Consider the following 14,514-nt stretch of genomic DNA (forward strand, 5'->3'; position numbering starts at 1 on the left):
TACGAGATTGTGCAGACGTATAAATTACTCGCTGTGAGCAACTTTAAGAAAATCGGGCCGACTGGATTCGAACCAGCGACCTCTTGAACCCCATTCAAGCGCACTACCAAGCTGTGCTACGGCCCGATTTACATTCTCCACGGAGACTTCCGCGAAGGGGCGATGAGTCTTCAACGGGAGGCCCTAATTGGCAAGCGCAAAATACCATTTTTCTTAAAACCCACCCGTCATTCCAGTTCCACTCAGGGAAAAAATAAAAAATCTTCCCGAGGCCCGCCCCCTTTTGCATCATGGCTGGTAACTATGAGCAAAGCTGCCATTATCGATCGTATCGTCAACCCCGGCATTATTGCCGTCATTCGCGCCAATTCCTCCGAACAACTCCTCGACGTTTCCCAGGCCCTTTTTGAAGGCGGCGTCATCGGGCTGGAAGTGACGATGACCACCCCCAACGCTCTTCAGGTGATCCACGACGTCTCCGCCCGCTTCGGCGATAAGGTGCTCGTCGGTGTTGGAACCGTGCTGGACGCTGAAACCGCCCGCGCTTCCATCCTTGCCGGGGCCGAGTTCGTCGTCTCCCCCATCACCCGCCCGGAGATCATCCAAGTCGGCAACCGCTACGGCAAGCCGGTCGTCTGCGGCGCTTACACCCCCACCGAAGCCGTTACCGCCCAGGAGAACGGCGCGGATTTCGTCAAAATTTTCCCAGCCGACCAGCTCGGGCCGCAATACATCAAGAACCTGCTCGCCCCGCTGCCGCAGCTCCAGATCATCCCCACCGGCGGCGTCAACCTCCAGACCATTGATGCCTTCATCAAGGCCGGATGCGTTGCCGTGGGTGCCGGTTCGAGCCTCGTGAGCAAGGAAGTCCTCAAAAACAAAGACTGGAAGAAGCTCACCGAGACCGCCGCAGCCTTTGTCGAGGCGATCAAGAAGGCCCGCGCCTAAGCTCGCCCAAGGGCGCTTGAACGCGTTTGAATTCCGCTCCGGCGAGTTTGCGAAAAATCGCCGGAGCGGCTTTCGGTTTGCCGTTTGACTTTCCCCGGCTCCCGCCGCTACATAGGAAGCATGAAAACCCCGTGTCTATGGCTGGCTGCCGCGCTCTTCGCGGCGAGCGCTGCCGTTATCCAGGCGGATGCTCCTGGTAAACTGAAGATCAGCCTGGACCCGGTGACGACGGCCACGCCGACTCCAGCGGAGGCCACGCCCACGCCGAAGCCCCCTGCGCCGCCCGTGGTGGCGTTTGAAAAGCTGATTACTTTTTTGCCCAAGACTCCCGAGGGGTGGAGCTCCGAGAAGCCCAGCGGCTCGGTGACCGATATCGAGGTCTTTAACCTCAGCACCGCGACGCAGACCTACCAAAAGGGCGAGGATGAAGACGCCAAGGTGGCTACGGTAACGATCATCGATGCGGGCGGCCACAATGGTTACTTGAAGGCCATCACCAGCCAGTGGAAATCGGCCTCCTCGGTCGAGGGTACCGACAAACAGGTGCAGATTGGCGATATGCCGGGCTTCGAGCACGTTAGCATGCTGCCGAAGGCCGTCTCGCTCGCCGTCATCGTGGGCAACCGCTTTTTTGTGCAGGTTGACCTGACCAACATGGAGCCCAAGGACGCCCGCGAGTGGCTCCAGAAGATGGACCTCAAGGGGTTGGCGGAGCTGAAGTAGGGGTTCTAATTCGTTCACTTTCGCGCCTACCCTCCAGCTAAAAAAGTCTTTTTAGACAGATTCCCATGCCTCGCAGACGGGGCGCCACGCGGCGTGGAAAAGGGAAAATTCTATTCTCACGCAAAGGCGCAAAGGCGCAAAAAAGATAAAGACAAGAGTTTCCCCCCTTTGCGGCTTTGCGGCTTTGCGTGAGCCCTCTGCCTTTTTTTATAAGGCACCTATTTTCGGCTAAGAAAGCCGTTGCTGTTTGCTCCTAAGTTTTCGTTCCCGTGTTGCGTTGAGCACGGCATCGAAGCGATCTTTCAGTTCACCTTGCAGCGGTAGCTTTTTGAGTCGCCTCATTAGCATGGTGCCAATGTACTGCGATCGGAAAAAATACGGGTGCAATTCCAGGTAGAGAATCGCTATTTCGGCCTTGGCTGTATCGCCTGCACCCAGAGATTCCAAGGCATGGCTCAATCCTCCGGGAAACGCCAGAGCGTCAAAGCGATGATGAAATTCGTCGCAGGCTTTTACCCAGTTATCAAAGGCTTCCTTGCTTTCCGAACGATGGATGACGGCGTTATCAATGGCCTCTTTGAGGCGCTGAATCTCGGCGGCATTGTGTTCAATGATCCCTTTCATGAGACCTCCCAGCCTCATCCTTTCCTCAAGTTCCTGATGACCTAATAACTCTTGCGCATGTTGCTGGGGAGGATTCCCGCTTCGGCGCGGTATTTGGCCACGGTGCGCCGCGCGATGGGGATGCCCCGCTCGGTGAGGATGTCCACGATTTCCTTGTCGGAAAGCGGGTGGCGCGTGTCCTCGCCCTTGACCAGTTCCGTGATCGCGTTCTTCACGCTGGTATTACTGAGGGTTTCGCCTCCGGTGGTCTGGTAGCCCGGGGTGAAGAAATATTTCAGCTCAAAAACGCCCCACGGCGTGGCCATGTATTTGCCCGAGATGGCGCGGCTGACCGTGGTTTCATGCACGCCCACGACGTCGGCCACTTGCACCATCGTCAGGGGTTTAAGCGCCGTCGGGCCTTTTTCGAAAAATTCCCTCTGCCGCTCCAGGATCTCGCTGGCGATGTTCGAGATCGTCTGCTGGCGCTGGTGGATGCTCTTAATCAGGAACTTGCCGCTGCGGATTTTCTCCCGGATGTAGTCGCGCACGTCGTTGGCGTTGCCATCGCGCGACATCAGGTCTTTGTAAGTGTTGGAGATGCGTAAATGCGGGATCTGTTCGCCGTTGAGGCTGATCTGCCAGTCGCCGCTGATCTTTTCCACCGTTACGTCCGGGAGGACGTAGTTGGTCATATCCGGTGTGAAAAGCTGGCCCGGCTTCGGGTCAAGCGTGGCGATGAAATCGGCGCACTTTTGCACCTGCTCCGGCGTGGTGTTGAGCCGCCGGGCGATCTCGGGGAACCGGTGCTTGCCCAGGTCTTCGAGGTGTTTGTCGACGATCCGGTACTCCATGCCGTCGCCTTTGCCAAGCCGCCGGAGCTGCACGAGCAGGCACTCGCGGAGGTCCCGGGTGCCGACGCCCACGGGGTGAAAGGTCTGGATGACTTCGAGCACTTCGCGCAGTTCCGTCAAGGCCACGCCCGAGTTCTGGCTCATGTCCTCCACGGCGACCGTCAGAAACCCGAGGTCGTCGATGTTGCCGATGATCAGCTCGGCCACCTTGCGTTGTTCGGGCGAGAGGTCGCTGGTCTGCAGCTGCTCCATCAAGTGCTGCTGGAGGGTCTCGTTGGTGGCGATGGAATCGAAAAAGAACTGGCGGCGTTCCTCGTCCTCCTGGGAGCGGCCTGAGTAGGAGCTGTTTTGCGACATGTAATCGCGCCATTCCTCGTCGAGCTTGGCCAGGTGCTCGAACTCCTCCTGGAATTCGTCGCGTTCGCTCTGGCGGTCCTCCAGGGTCGGTTCGGTCCGTTCCTCCTCCAGCACGGGGTTGATGGCCATCTCCTCCTGGATTAGATTGCGCAGCTCCAGGATGGGAGCCTGCAATATCTGCAGGCTCTGCTGGAGCTGAGGCGCCAGCATTTGCTGCATGGAGAGGTTTTGGACTTGTTGCATACCGGCCATGACGGGAAGGTAGGCTGGAAGCCGGGATGGGCAAGCAGAAATCGCGCCACACCCTGAAAATTTGCATTTCCGGGGCACATTTTAGGGGGGCGGCAACTCTTTTCGCCGATTGCGGTCGAGTTTCGCACGGAATATGCATACACAGGGTCTCGCATGAAAACGCACTCCTTTTACCTCCTGGCCGGTGCGGTGGGGTTGCTCGCGCTCTCGGGACCCATTTCGGGGCAAAACGCCGCCGTGCGCCCCGTGGTCGCGATTGAGGCCGCTCCCCAGGCATCCCCTCAGGTGCTGGCTCTTATCGACCAGCTCTCGGAACAAAACAAACAGCTCACGGCCAACCAGGCCAAGATCGACGAGCAGATCGACGAGCTGACCGAAACGCTCCGGCAGGTGCGCATCTACGCGGGCCGCGCAGGAGGGAGGAAATAACGCCATGAATCGCTCTCTTTGCTCATGGGCCGTGGCTCTGGCCATCGGCGCCGCCTGGATCGGCTCTTCGGGGCTGCTTTGCTCACAGGAGGTCATCACCCCGGCCCCCGTCACGGCAGAGGAACGCCTCGCCGCCCTCAAGGCCGCTAACGCCGCCTTGATCGAGCGGCAGGAGAAAACCCTCAAGAAGCTCGACGACCTCAAGGAACAGGCGCGGATTATTCGCCTTGCAATCAGCCGGGCCTAAAGACGAGACGGGGAGACGCGGGGACACGGAGGCGGGGCAGAGCGGGCTCCGTCTTTGGCTTTTCAGAAGCGCTTTCCGCGGTTATGGTGGTGGATTATGAAACCCTTCCTTTTCCGATGGGCCTCCACGACGTTCGCCGTCCTGGTCGCTGCGGCCTTCGTGCCGGGGATCAGCGCGGACAGCACCGGGGCGCTGATCTGGGCGGGGCTTTTGCTCGGGATCCTTAACGCCGTCATCCGGCCCGTGCTCCTTTTCTTTGCGCTGCCCTTGGTCGTGCTGACTCTGGGCCTCTTCGTGCCGGTGATCAATGCCGTGCTGCTCCACTTCGTCGGCAGCGGCTGGGTTGACGGGTTTCACGTGGCCGGGTTCGGCTCCGCCTTCCTGGGGGCGATCGTGGTGAGCATCGCCTCGTGGATGGTGAACGGTTTTTTCAACGGACCCCGAGCCGTGCGCTTCGAGGTCCATACCCCCCGGCGCTTCGACGAATCCGCCCCCCGGCCTGGCGAAATGAAGCGCGTTGAAGGCCGCGTCATCGACCATGAATCCGACCCCCGATAATCCCCCCCGCCCTTGTTACCCCAGAGTTCGCGTCAAAATTTGCGGCATCACCAACCCCGCCGATGCCGAGGCAGCCATCGAAGCCGGAGCCGATGCCCTTGGCTTCAACGGCTTCCCCGGCTCCAAGCGCTACCTTGACCTCAAGGCCGCCACGCCCTGGATGCTCGGCCTGCCTGCGTTCGTCACCCGCGTAGCCGTCGTCGTCAACCCGGCGAAGCCCGAGGCCGCCGAGATCGTAGCCCTGCCGTCCATTGACCGCATCCAGTTCCACGGCGACGAATCGCCCTCGTTTTGTGCCCGCTTCCCCGGGTTCATCAAAGCGCTGGCCGCGCGGGACCGGGAGGCGCTCACGCGGGCGCGGGAGTACGCCACGCACTCGATCCTGCTCGACGCCTTCGTCCCCGGGGCCTACGGCGGCACCGGCAAGCTCATCGACCTGGAGCTTGCCGCCGCCTTTGTCCGGGATCATCCGGAGATTCGCGTCATCCTTTCGGGCGGGCTTACCCCGGAGAACGTCGGCGAGGCCGTCCGGGTCGTCCGGCCCTTCGCGGTTGACGTGGCCAGCGGGGTGGAGTCTCAGTTTTGCAAAAAAGACCCCGCTAGAATGCGGGACTTTATCTCGGCAGTGAGGGAATCGGAGTAAATCTCTGCAAATTATTGGCATAGCAGATAAAAAGATCGAGCCGCTCGACCTTTTGGTTCACTTTTTGCTAGTCTTTTCCCTTAGGTGGAAAAACACTCCCTGCCCCTTAGGGAGCTTTAGAGCCACCTAACCCTCAACAACCTAAAAACACGAATTATGCGGAAACTGGCACTCCTCTGCTCGGTCATCTCGGTATCAACCGCGGTCCAGGCCCAGAATCCAACCCCTGCCCCCGTTGCCCCTCCTGTTGCTACCGCCGAGGTCTCGCCGATCCCCGGAATCCCACCCGCCGAGGAACCCGCCGCGCAGCCACCCTCAGCGACCACCCCCAGCGTTCCCGCCGTGGCCCCCGCCGCCTCTGTGGCGCCCGTGGTTGCCGTCGCTCCCGCCGCCGCGCCTGAGAGCATCGCCAACCCGACGGCCCGCACCATCCGCGACTTCCAGAACGAAGATATTTCCATGGTGCTGCGGCTCCTCGCCCGCCAGGCGGGGATCAGCGTCGTCGTGAGCGACGCGATTGCCGGAACGATTAACATGCGGGTTGAAAACGTGACCCCCATGGAAGCCATCCGGGTCATCGCCGAAGCCAAGGGGCTCGACCTGACCCAGAGCAACAACGTCTATTTCCTCAAAACGGCCGCCGAAAAAGCCAAGGAGCCGACCGAATCCGGCTGCTACACCTTCAGCTACGCCAAGGTCTCGGAAGTCAAGGACCTCATTGCGACGCAAATCCAGAGCAAGATCGCCCCACAGGTTGACGAGCGTACCAACACCGTCTTTTTCCGCGACTACCGCTCCAACCTAGTCAACCTGCAACTCTTCTTTGAAACCATCGACCGTCCCACCCGGCAGGTCATGATCGAGGCGCGCATGGTCGAGGTCAACGCCAACCCGAAACAGTCCTACGGCATCAACTGGGGTGGGGTGTTTGGCAGTTCCTCAAGTGGGAAGACGATCCGCTACGGCGGCAGCACGCTGGCGAGTTACACCGTCAAAGATGGTGTGCCAGTGCTGTCGAGTCTCCCGGGTGTCAGTGTTTCAGGAACGAACAATAGCTTTGTTTTCAGTGGGCAAGGAAGTAACATTTTCAGCCAACTCGGTAGCCAGATAGCCATCCTGAGTGTGCCGGAGATGAGCCTGACCATGCGGTTGCTCAACGAAGATTCCGACGCCGAGTTCCTGGCCAACCCCCGCGTGGTGACCTCCAGCGCCCGCAAGGCGACCATCAAGATTACCCGCAACCAGCCCGTTCCCAAGCTGAAATACAACGAGCAGACCGCCTCCACAGAGTTTGATAGCTTTGAGGACAAAACCTTTGGCAACACGCTCGAAGTGACCCCCACCATCAATAAGGACGACTTCATTTCCATGCAGGTGAAGCCGGAGATCAGCAACAAAGTCTCCGATGCCACCTTTACCATCTCGAGCACGACCGTTACGAGCCCCATCATCGACACGCGCACGCTCGATTCCAACGTCGTCATCCGCAGCGGTGATACCCTGGCCATCGGCGGTCTGCTCCAGGACGAGGGCACCAAGGCCCGCAGCAAAGTGCCCGTGCTGGGCGACATCCCCGTGCTCGGCTACGCCTTCCAGGAACGCCTCAACGCCCGGACCAAGCGCAACCTGCTCGTCTTTATTACCCCGACGATTATCAAGCAGGGCTACGGCACGGGGCTGGAAGACCAGGTCTCCGGCCTAAAGAACACCGGCGAGGAATACGCCGACCCGAATGGCTGGCGCAACAACGCCCGTGGCAGCGTTCGCCTGGTGCCCACCTCCAACCGCCCGGCGGCCGCCGATTATCCCAAGCCTGGTACCGCCCCGGCCCCCGTCAAAGTTCGCCCCGCCTCCAAGTCGGTTTCCAGCGAAGCCGCCCCCGAGCCGACCGCGAAACCGAAGGCCAAGACGACCTCAAAAACCGTTCCGCAGACCGTCGCGCAGAAGAACAGCGACCCGGAATTCAAAATTACGGTGCCCCAACGCGAAGAGTAGTGTATGCAGTAGGGGACACATGAAGCAGTACAAAGTAGCGGTCCTCCCCGGCGACGGGATCGGGCCGGAAGTGATGGTCCAGGCGCTCCGCGTGCTGGAAAGCGTTGGCAAGAAATTCGGGTTCGAGATCGCGACCACCGAGCGTTACGTCGGCGGCGCGGCCATCGACCACGAAGGCAAAGCCCTCCCCGCCTCCACCATCGAGACGTGCGAAGCCTCCGACGCCATTTTGTTTGGCTCCGTCGGCGGCCCGAAGTGGGAGAAACTCCCGCCCAACGAACAGCCCGAACGCGGCGCGCTGCTCCCGCTGCGCAAGCACTTCGGCCTCTACGCCAACCTGCGCCCGGCCCTCTGTTTCCCGGCGCTCACCCACGCCTCACCCGTTAAAGAAGAGCTCGTGCGGGGCGGCTTCAACGTCCTCTGCGTGCGCGAACTCACCGGCGGCCTCTACTTCGGCCAGCCCAAGTTCCACAAGGAAGAAAACGGCGAACCGATGGCCGTCGACACCATGGTCTACCACAAGAGCGAGATCGTGCGGATCGCGCACGTCGCCTTCAAGGCCGCCATGGGCCGCCGCAAGCAGCTCACCTCCGTCGACAAAGCCAACGTCCTGGAAAACGGCGTCCTCTGGCGCGCGACCGTCAACGAGGTCGCCAAGGAATACCCGGAAGTCACCCTAAACCACCTTTACGTCGACAACGCCGCCATGCAGTTGATCCGCAACCCGCGCGGCTTCGACGTCGTGCTGGCCGAGAACCTCTTTGGCGACATCCTTACCGACGAAATGGCCATGATCGCGGGCTCCCTGGGCATGCTCCCGAGCGCCAGCCTGGGCATCAAGCAGACCGCCTACGGCCAGTTCGGCCTCTTCGAACCGAGCGGCGGCAGCGCCCCCGACATCGCGGGCAAGGGGATCGCCAACCCGATCGCGCAGATCCTTTCCTCGGCCATGCTGCTGCGCTACTCGCTGGGCGAGGCAGCCGCCGCCGACGCCATCGACGAAGCCGTGCGCAAAGTCATCGACCAAGGCTACCGGACCGGCGACATCTACTCCGAGGGGACCAAGAAAGTCGGCACCGCCGAAATGGGCGACGCCATCCTGGCCGCTCTGTAAATCAGCCGGATCGTTTTACGCAAAGGCGCAAAGAGGGTTACTTCTTTGCGCCTTTGGTGTTTTTAAACTCGGGAGCCTTGGAAACCAGAGCGGGCCGGGCGGCGAGCATCTGTTCCAGAAGCGCCTCCGGTTCGCAGCCGACCGTCAGCATGTCGCGGTGCGTGCTGGAGAGGAAGGCCTCGGTGGTCATGTGATCCAGTAGGCGCAGGAGATTGTCGTAAAAGCCGCCGAGGTTGAGCACGCCTACTGGCTTGGCATGCAGCCCCAGTTGCAGCCATGTGAACGCCTCGCAAACCTCCTCCAGCGTGCCGATCCCGCCCGGCAGCGCCACGAAGGCGTCGCCAAGGTGGGCCATGGTCTGCTTGCGCTCGTGCATCGACTCCACCACGATCAGCTTCGAGAGCCCCGCGTGATGCCAGCCCCGCTCCACCATTGCGCGGGGAATCACGCCCGTCACCTCGCCGCCCGCCGCCAGCGCCGCGTCGGCCACCGCGCCCATCAGGCCCACGCCGCCGCCACCGTAGACAATCCCCAGCCCCCGCCGGGCGCAGGCGGTCCCCAGCGCCATGGCGGTTTCCACATAATCCGGAGAGGCTCCAAAGCTGGAACCGGCGTAGATGCAAAGGCAAGTCATGGGAAAAGGGGAGGAGGATTTGTTAGCGTTCCCCGCGCGGGTCGAGCACGTCGCGCAGGGCATCGCCCAGGAAGTTCAAGGCCAGCAGCGTCGCGCTCATCGTCGCTGCCGGGAAGACCAGCAGCCACCAGTAGCTCTTAATCGGGTTGATCGCCTGGGCGCCATCAGCCAGCAGCGAGCCCCAGCTCGCCTGCGGCGCCTGGATGCCCAGGCCCAGGAAGCTTAGGAACGACTCGTCCAGGATCACCGCCGGAACCGTCAAGGTCAGGTAGACAATCACCACCCCCACCAAGTTCGGCAGCAGGTGGCGCGTTAGGATCTTCCAGTGGCTCTGCCCCAGGCTGCGGGCGGCCAGCACGAACGTCTGTGCCTTGAGCGCCAGCACCTGCCCCCGGACGATCCGCGCCATGGTGAGCCATTCGATCAACCCCAGCGAGAGGATCAAGATCACAATGCGCGAATAAGCCACCAGCGCGGGCGCGCCGAACTCCGCGAGCCCCGTCTTGATGCGCGAATCGAACGCATTCACGGCGATCAGCAAAATGATCAGGCGCGGCACCGCGTAGAGAATCTCGACAATGCGCATCATCACCCCGTCCGTGCGGCCCCCGGCGTAGCCCGAGACGAGGCCGTAGGCCGTCCCGATGAAAAATGCGATCAGCGCCCCGGCGATCCCGACCGTCAGCGACACCCGCGCCCCGGAGAGCACGCGGAAAAGCAGGTCCTGCCCGTGCAGATCGGTCCCGAACGGGTGCTCCCACGAGGGCGGGGCGAACTGTGCGGCACTCACCTCGCGGGCCGACTCGGGCATCAGCGCGGGCCCGAAAACCGCCGCCAGCGTCACAATCACCAGGACGATCAACGAAACGCGCACCGCGCCGCCGCGGGCCAGGAGCTTTTGCCATGGAGAGTGCGTTCTCATTTCAGTTTGATGCGGCGGTCGAGCCACGGGTAGGCGAGATCGGCCAGGAGGTTGAGGAAGACGAGCAGCGCGCAGTAGACGATCACGACCCCTTCCAGCAGGAAGCCGTCGCGGTTCTGGATCGAGTTGACAAAAAAGCCGCCCGCGCCGGGAATGTTGAAAATCGTTTCGACCACGATCGAGCCGGTGAGCAAATTCGCCGCCAGCGGTCCCAGGAACGAGACCACAGGCAGGAGCGCCACGCGCGCCACGTGCTTGGAGACCACGCGCCATTCCGCCAGGCCCTTAGCTCGCGCCGTCCGGACGAAATCCTGCCCCAGCACCTCCAGCATGCTCGTGCGCGTGAGCCGCGCGATGTAGGCCACGTAAGGCCCCGCCAGCGTAATAGCTGGTAAGATCAAGTACTCCAGGCCGCCCCAGCCGCCCACCGGCAGCCAACCCAGCCAGAGCGCGAAAACCAGGATCAAGAGCGGGCCCGTCACGAAGGTCGGGATCGAGATCGCCAATAGCGAGGCCAGCATCGCGCCGGTTTCCGCCGCCGTGCCGCGCCGCGTCGCCGCCCAGCCGCCGAGCGTAACGCCCCCCACCGTCGCCAGCGCGAAAGCCACCCCTCCGAGCGTCGCCGAGACCGGGAGCGTCTGCGCGAGGAGTTCATTTACCGTCCGGTTGCGGTAGCGGGTCGAGGGGCCGAGGTCGCCGTGCACCAGCCGCCCGAGGTAGGCCGTGTATTGCTGCCAGGCCGTGCCGTCGTAGTGGAACTTGGTTTCCAGCGCCGCCTTTACCGAAGGGAGCAGCTCCCGCTCGCGGTCAAACGGCCCACCCGGAGCCCCGCGCATGAGAAAAAACGTGATCGAGACGGCGCAAAAAAGCACCAACCCCATCGAAACAAACCGGCGTAAAACGAAGGTGAGCATTTTAGGCTATCAGGCTCCTCCCTTGCTCCTCGTTACGCATCTGGAGATTCGTAACGAGAACGGTTCTTGGTGCCTGTCTGGAGATAGAGCGCGAAAAGTTTTATGGATCATTCCCATACGGCAGGCGGCCAAAATAGCCTAATTTTCGCGGAAAGAAAGGCTCATCCGGCCAAGCCGTTTAGCCTAAAGAGGCGGCCGGGCTTGGATTTCGTTCAGCAGCGCCTGGGTCAGAGCGTCGGCCACCTCGGTTTCCTCGAAGCGGATCTCCTCCACGCCCGCCTGCGCGTAGAGATCCCCTTCATCCACGTAGCGGGCCCGGGCGAAAATCCGCAGCCCCGGGTTAAGCCGCCGCGCCGTATGCACCGTGGCCAGCACCGCCTCGGTCGTGGGCAGCGTCACCACCAGGTAGAGCGCCTTTTCAACCCCCGCCGCCGTCAGAATCTCCGGGTGCGACCCATCGCCAAAGAGCGCGCGGGTGCCCTCTTCGTGCAGCTCCAGCACCGTCTCGATATTGGTCTCCACAACCACAAACCGGATGCCCGCCTTCTTAAGCGCCTCCGCCACATGGCGGCCCACCGGCCCCTGGCCGATCACAATCGCCTGGTAGGGCTTGCGTTTCTGCCGCGACTCCTCCTCCTCCGCTGCCTGCCGGAGGTTGAACGCGTTCCCCCGGCGTTCCTGGGCCCCTTCCAGCCAGCGTTGCAGCGCCGGGAGCCGCCCCAAGCGCGGCTCCAGCTCCTGGAGGCGGTTGAAGATCCACGGATTCAGGCTGATCGACCCGATCGCCGCCGCCACCAGCACATCGGCCCCGGTCTGCGAGATCAGCCCCAGGCCCTTGCCGGTCTCCGCCAGAATGAAGGAAAACTCGCCGATCTGCGCCAGCCCGCCCGCCACCGTTAGCGCCGTTGCCAGCGAGTACCCCCGGGCGATCACAATCACCAGCGCCGCCACCGGCTTGACGACCAGGATCACAATAAACACCCCCAGCGTCAGCCACGGGGCGTCGAGGATCGTGCGAAAATCAAAGAGCATCCCCACCGAAACGAAAAACAGCACCGCGAAGGCATCCCGCAACGGCAGCGCATCGGCCGCCGCCTGCTCGCTCACCTTCGTCTGCCCCACCACCATCCCCGCCAGGAACGCCCCGAGCGCCATCGACGCCCCGAAAACCAGGTACGAGACCGTCGCCACCGAAATCGAGAAAACCAGCACCGTCAGCGTAAAAAGCTCCCGGGAGCGGAACGCCGCCACCCGGACCATCAGCGCCGGAATCAGCCGGATCCCCGCCACGGCAAAAATCCCTCCCAGCGCCGCCAGCTTGAGGAGCGCGATTCCCGCCGTCGCCAGCACATCCGTCCAGCTGTCCCCCTTGGCCGCCATTGAGGGCAGCAGCACCAGGACCAGCACCGTAATCAAGTCCTCCACGATCAGCCAGCCCACCGCCACGTGCCCCTGGGGCGTATCCACCAGCCCCCGGTCCATCAGCACCCGCAGCAGCACCACCGTGCTCGCCACCGAGGTCGCGATGCCCAGCACCAGTCCGTTCTGCCACGTCCAGCCTGCCGCCAGCGCCAGGGCCAGACTACAGAGCGTCGCCATCAAGCTCTGCCCCAGGGCCCCCGGGATCGCGATCGCCCGCACCGAGAGCAGGTCTTTCAAGTGAAAATGCAGGCCCACGCCGAACATCAGCAGAATCACGCCGATTTCTGCCAACTCCCCGGCCAGCTTCGAGTCTCCCACGAAACCGGGCGTATGGGGCCCGATCGCAATTCCCGCCACCAGGTAGCCGACAATGGGCGAAAGCCGCAGCTTCGCCGCGATGAGGCCAAAGACCCAGGCCGCGCTCAGGCCAAAGGCAATCGTGGTCAGTAAATTGAGTTGGTGCATGGGAAGGACTTCCGTTCGGGCCGCACTTTACGGGTAGCGGCCCCCCTGCGTCGAGCCTCCCTCAAGTAGGAGATGATAAATGCGTGAGGATGAGTTATTTTTGTTTGCAAACACGCCCAGCAATGGAATGTATGCTCCCACATATGATTCAACTTTCGTTTAACAGACCGGTAACACTGTGCTGGGTGTCTCCCCCGTGCGGAATGCGAATGCGCTCTTCGATTCCGGGTTTGCCTTGACGCTGGCAGTCTCCTTTCCCTAGAAACACAATAGCTTAAGAGCAGACGGGAAAAGTGCCATGTGCTTGCGGGCGACTTTTGACGGCGATTTCCCTCTATCCAAACCATTTTTTCACAACCACATTTACAGAGGATTTTTTCATGATCAGCGGGCTTTTTGGGTTATTCTCGAATGACATCGGGATCGACCTCGGTACGGCAAACACCCTCGTTTACGTTCGCGACCACGGCATCGTTCTACGCGAGCCGTCGGTGGTGGCCGTACAGTCGGGCACCAATAAAGTGCTTTCCGTCGGCGACGAGGCCAAACGAATGCTGGGGCGCACCCCGGCCAACATCGTGGCGGTGCGGCCCCTCAAGGACGGCGTTATCGCCGACTTTGAAGTGACCGAGGCCATGCTCCGGCACTTCATCCGCAAGGCCCACGGGCGGCGGATGCTCTTCCGGCCGCATCCGCGCGTCGTCATCGCAGTCCCCTCGGGCATCACCGAGGTGGAGAAACGCGCCGTCAAGGAGTCCGCACAGCGCGCGGGCGCTCGCGAGGTCCATCTTATCGAAGAACCGATGGCAGCGGCCATCGGCTGCGGCCTTCCCGTCCAGGAAGCCGCGGGCAACATGATCGTCGACATCGGCGGCGGCACCACCGAGGTGGCCTTGATTTCGCTCGCTGGCATCGTCTTTAGCCGCAGCGTGCGCGTCGCGGGCGACGAACTCGACGAAGCCATCATGCAATACATGAAGCGGGCGTATAACCTCATGATTGGGGAGCGCACCGCCGAGGAGATCAAAATTAAAATCGGCTCGGCCTACCCGATCGAAAAAGAGACCACCATGGAAGTCAAAGGGCGCGACCTCGTCGCAGGCCTGCCCAAGACCCTGACCATCACCTCCCAGGAAGTGCGCGAAGCCTTGCTGGAGCCGGTCTCGACCATCGTGGAAAGCGTCCGGGTGACCCTGGAGCGCTGTCCTCCCGAGCTTTCCGCCGACCTGGTGGACCGGGGCATCGTGCTCGCCGGTGGCGGCGCGCTGCTGCGGGGCTTGGATAAATTGCTTTCGGAAGAAACCGGTCTGCCTGTTCACGTCGCCGAGGATCCCCTCAGCGCCGTGGCGGAAGGAACCGGCCGCGCCCTCCAGGAAATTAAATTCCTGCGTCAGGTGGCGACCGCCGACCGCACTTACCGCGCTTAAAAAAGAG

The 14,514-nt window shown here is 62.0% G+C and carries 15 protein-coding genes and 1 tRNA gene; 9 read left to right on the forward strand and 7 right to left on the reverse strand.

Annotated features, from left to right (window positions below; genetic code table 11):
• Positions 1-52 precede the first annotated feature (52 nt).
• Positions 53-126 (reverse strand) — tRNA-Pro (locus B2828_RS06635).
• A gap of 204 nt (positions 127-330) precedes the next feature.
• On the opposite strand from B2828_RS06635, the gene B2828_RS06640 reads away from it, so the two are divergent.
• Both B2828_RS06640 and B2828_RS06645 read left to right on the forward strand, forming a co-directional pair.
• On the forward strand, positions 331-948 hold the full coding sequence (locus B2828_RS06640) for a bifunctional 4-hydroxy-2-oxoglutarate aldolase/2-dehydro-3-deoxy-phosphogluconate aldolase (protein ID WP_479633367.1): 618 nt from the start codon (positions 331-333) through the stop codon (positions 946-948).
• A 120-nt stretch (positions 949-1,068) separates the two neighbouring features.
• Positions 1,069-1,671, forward strand: coding sequence for a hypothetical protein (locus B2828_RS06645; protein WP_479632917.1), 603 nt, complete (start codon positions 1,069-1,071; stop codon positions 1,669-1,671).
• 228 nt (positions 1,672-1,899) lie between these two features.
• Here the strand turns inward: B2828_RS06645 and B2828_RS06650 are convergent, their stop codons facing one another.
• Positions 1,900-2,295: a hypothetical protein gene (locus B2828_RS06650; RefSeq protein WP_479632918.1), complete on the reverse strand. Its 396-nt coding sequence runs from the start codon at positions 2,293-2,295 to the stop codon at positions 1,900-1,902.
• Between the two features lie 41 nt (positions 2,296-2,336).
• On the reverse strand, positions 2,337-3,728 hold the full coding sequence (gene rpoN, locus B2828_RS06655) for an RNA polymerase factor sigma-54 (RefSeq protein ID WP_479632919.1): 1,392 nt from the start codon (positions 3,726-3,728) through the stop codon (positions 2,337-2,339).
• Between the two features lie 162 nt (positions 3,729-3,890).
• On the opposite strand from rpoN, the gene B2828_RS06660 reads away from it, so the two are divergent.
• From B2828_RS06660 to leuB, 6 genes are all read left to right on the forward strand, one after another.
• Positions 3,891-4,166 carry a hypothetical protein gene (locus B2828_RS06660; RefSeq protein WP_479632920.1) on the forward strand — a complete coding sequence of 92 codons (276 nt, stop codon included), beginning with the start codon at positions 3,891-3,893 and terminating at the stop codon, positions 4,164-4,166.
• 4 nt (positions 4,167-4,170) lie between these two features.
• Positions 4,171-4,413: a hypothetical protein gene (locus B2828_RS06665; protein WP_479632921.1), complete on the forward strand. Its 243-nt coding sequence runs from the start codon at positions 4,171-4,173 to the stop codon at positions 4,411-4,413.
• A 96-nt stretch (positions 4,414-4,509) separates the two neighbouring features.
• Positions 4,510-4,971 (forward strand): phage holin family protein, encoded by a 462-nt coding sequence (locus tag B2828_RS06670; RefSeq protein ID WP_479632922.1) that lies wholly within the window; start codon positions 4,510-4,512, stop codon positions 4,969-4,971.
• Positions 4,952-5,614 (forward strand): phosphoribosylanthranilate isomerase, encoded by a 663-nt coding sequence (locus B2828_RS06675; RefSeq protein WP_479632923.1) that lies wholly within the window; start codon positions 4,952-4,954, stop codon positions 5,612-5,614. Before B2828_RS06670 ends, B2828_RS06675 begins: the two co-directional genes overlap by 20 nt.
• Before the next feature lie 156 nt (positions 5,615-5,770).
• Complete coding sequence (locus B2828_RS06680) at positions 5,771-7,609, forward strand: type IV pilus secretin PilQ (protein WP_479632924.1); 1,839 nt, start codon at positions 5,771-5,773, stop codon at positions 7,607-7,609.
• Positions 7,610-7,628: 19 nt separating this feature from the next.
• Positions 7,629-8,723: a 3-isopropylmalate dehydrogenase gene (leuB, locus tag B2828_RS06685; RefSeq protein WP_479632925.1), complete on the forward strand. Its 1,095-nt coding sequence runs from the start codon at positions 7,629-7,631 to the stop codon at positions 8,721-8,723.
• A 37-nt stretch (positions 8,724-8,760) separates the two neighbouring features.
• Here the strand turns inward: leuB and B2828_RS06690 are convergent, their stop codons facing one another.
• The 4 genes from B2828_RS06690 to B2828_RS06705 all read right to left on the reverse strand — a co-directional run bounded on the left by B2828_RS06690 (position 8,761) and on the right by B2828_RS06705 (position 13,080).
• A complete protein-coding gene (locus B2828_RS06690; protein ID WP_479632926.1) occupies positions 8,761-9,357 on the reverse strand; it encodes an LOG family protein in 597 nt (198 codons plus the stop codon).
• 22 nt (positions 9,358-9,379) lie between these two features.
• Positions 9,380-10,279, reverse strand: coding sequence for an ABC transporter permease (locus B2828_RS06695; RefSeq protein WP_479632927.1), 900 nt, complete (start codon positions 10,277-10,279; stop codon positions 9,380-9,382).
• Positions 10,276-11,193 (reverse strand): ABC transporter permease, encoded by a 918-nt coding sequence (locus B2828_RS06700; RefSeq protein WP_479632928.1) that lies wholly within the window; start codon positions 11,191-11,193, stop codon positions 10,276-10,278. The genes B2828_RS06695 and B2828_RS06700 overlap by 4 nt, the downstream gene beginning before the upstream one ends.
• A gap of 183 nt (positions 11,194-11,376) precedes the next feature.
• Complete coding sequence (locus B2828_RS06705; protein ID WP_479632929.1) at positions 11,377-13,080, reverse strand: cation:proton antiporter; 1,704 nt, start codon at positions 13,078-13,080, stop codon at positions 11,377-11,379.
• Positions 13,081-13,460: 380 nt separating this feature from the next.
• On the opposite strand from B2828_RS06705, the gene B2828_RS06710 reads away from it, so the two are divergent.
• Positions 13,461-14,507: a rod shape-determining protein gene (locus B2828_RS06710; protein ID WP_479632930.1), complete on the forward strand. Its 1,047-nt coding sequence runs from the start codon at positions 13,461-13,463 to the stop codon at positions 14,505-14,507.
• The last annotated feature ends 7 nt before the right edge of the window (positions 14,508-14,514 follow it).

Source organism: Spartobacteria bacterium UBA695, assembly GCA_002298145.1.
GTDB lineage: Bacteria > Verrucomicrobiota > Verrucomicrobiia > Chthoniobacterales > Chthoniobacteraceae > UBA695.

What these genes read in the sequence shown, in the direction of transcription:
- B2828_RS06670 (WP_479632922.1), top strand. Translation starts at nt 4,510, where the DNA reads ATGAAACCCTTCCTTTTCCGATGGGCCTCCACGACGTTCGCCGTCCTG.
- B2828_RS06680 (WP_479632924.1), top strand. Translation starts at nt 5,771, where the DNA reads ATGCGGAAACTGGCACTCCTCTGCTCGGTCATCTCGGTATCAACCGCG.
- B2828_RS06705 (WP_479632929.1), bottom strand. Translation starts at nt 13,080, where the DNA reads ATGCACCAACTCAATTTACTGACCACGATTGCCTTTGGCCTGAGCGCG.
- B2828_RS06675 (WP_479632923.1), top strand. Translation starts at nt 4,952, where the DNA reads ATGAATCCGACCCCCGATAATCCCCCCCGCCCTTGTTACCCCAGAGTT.
- B2828_RS06710 (WP_479632930.1), top strand. Translation starts at nt 13,461, where the DNA reads ATGATCAGCGGGCTTTTTGGGTTATTCTCGAATGACATCGGGATCGAC.
- rpoN (WP_479632919.1), bottom strand. Translation starts at nt 3,728, where the DNA reads ATGCAACAAGTCCAAAACCTCTCCATGCAGCAAATGCTGGCGCCTCAG.
- B2828_RS06645 (WP_479632917.1), top strand. Translation starts at nt 1,069, where the DNA reads ATGAAAACCCCGTGTCTATGGCTGGCTGCCGCGCTCTTCGCGGCGAGC.
- B2828_RS06650 (WP_479632918.1), bottom strand. Translation starts at nt 2,295, where the DNA reads ATGAAAGGGATCATTGAACACAATGCCGCCGAGATTCAGCGCCTCAAA.
- B2828_RS06690 (WP_479632926.1), bottom strand. Translation starts at nt 9,357, where the DNA reads ATGACTTGCCTTTGCATCTACGCCGGTTCCAGCTTTGGAGCCTCTCCG.
- leuB (WP_479632925.1), top strand. Translation starts at nt 7,629, where the DNA reads ATGAAGCAGTACAAAGTAGCGGTCCTCCCCGGCGACGGGATCGGGCCG.
- B2828_RS06665 (WP_479632921.1), top strand. Translation starts at nt 4,171, where the DNA reads ATGAATCGCTCTCTTTGCTCATGGGCCGTGGCTCTGGCCATCGGCGCC.
- B2828_RS06700 (WP_479632928.1), bottom strand. Translation starts at nt 11,193, where the DNA reads ATGCTCACCTTCGTTTTACGCCGGTTTGTTTCGATGGGGTTGGTGCTT.
- B2828_RS06695 (WP_479632927.1), bottom strand. Translation starts at nt 10,279, where the DNA reads ATGAGAACGCACTCTCCATGGCAAAAGCTCCTGGCCCGCGGCGGCGCG.
- B2828_RS06660 (WP_479632920.1), top strand. Translation starts at nt 3,891, where the DNA reads ATGAAAACGCACTCCTTTTACCTCCTGGCCGGTGCGGTGGGGTTGCTC.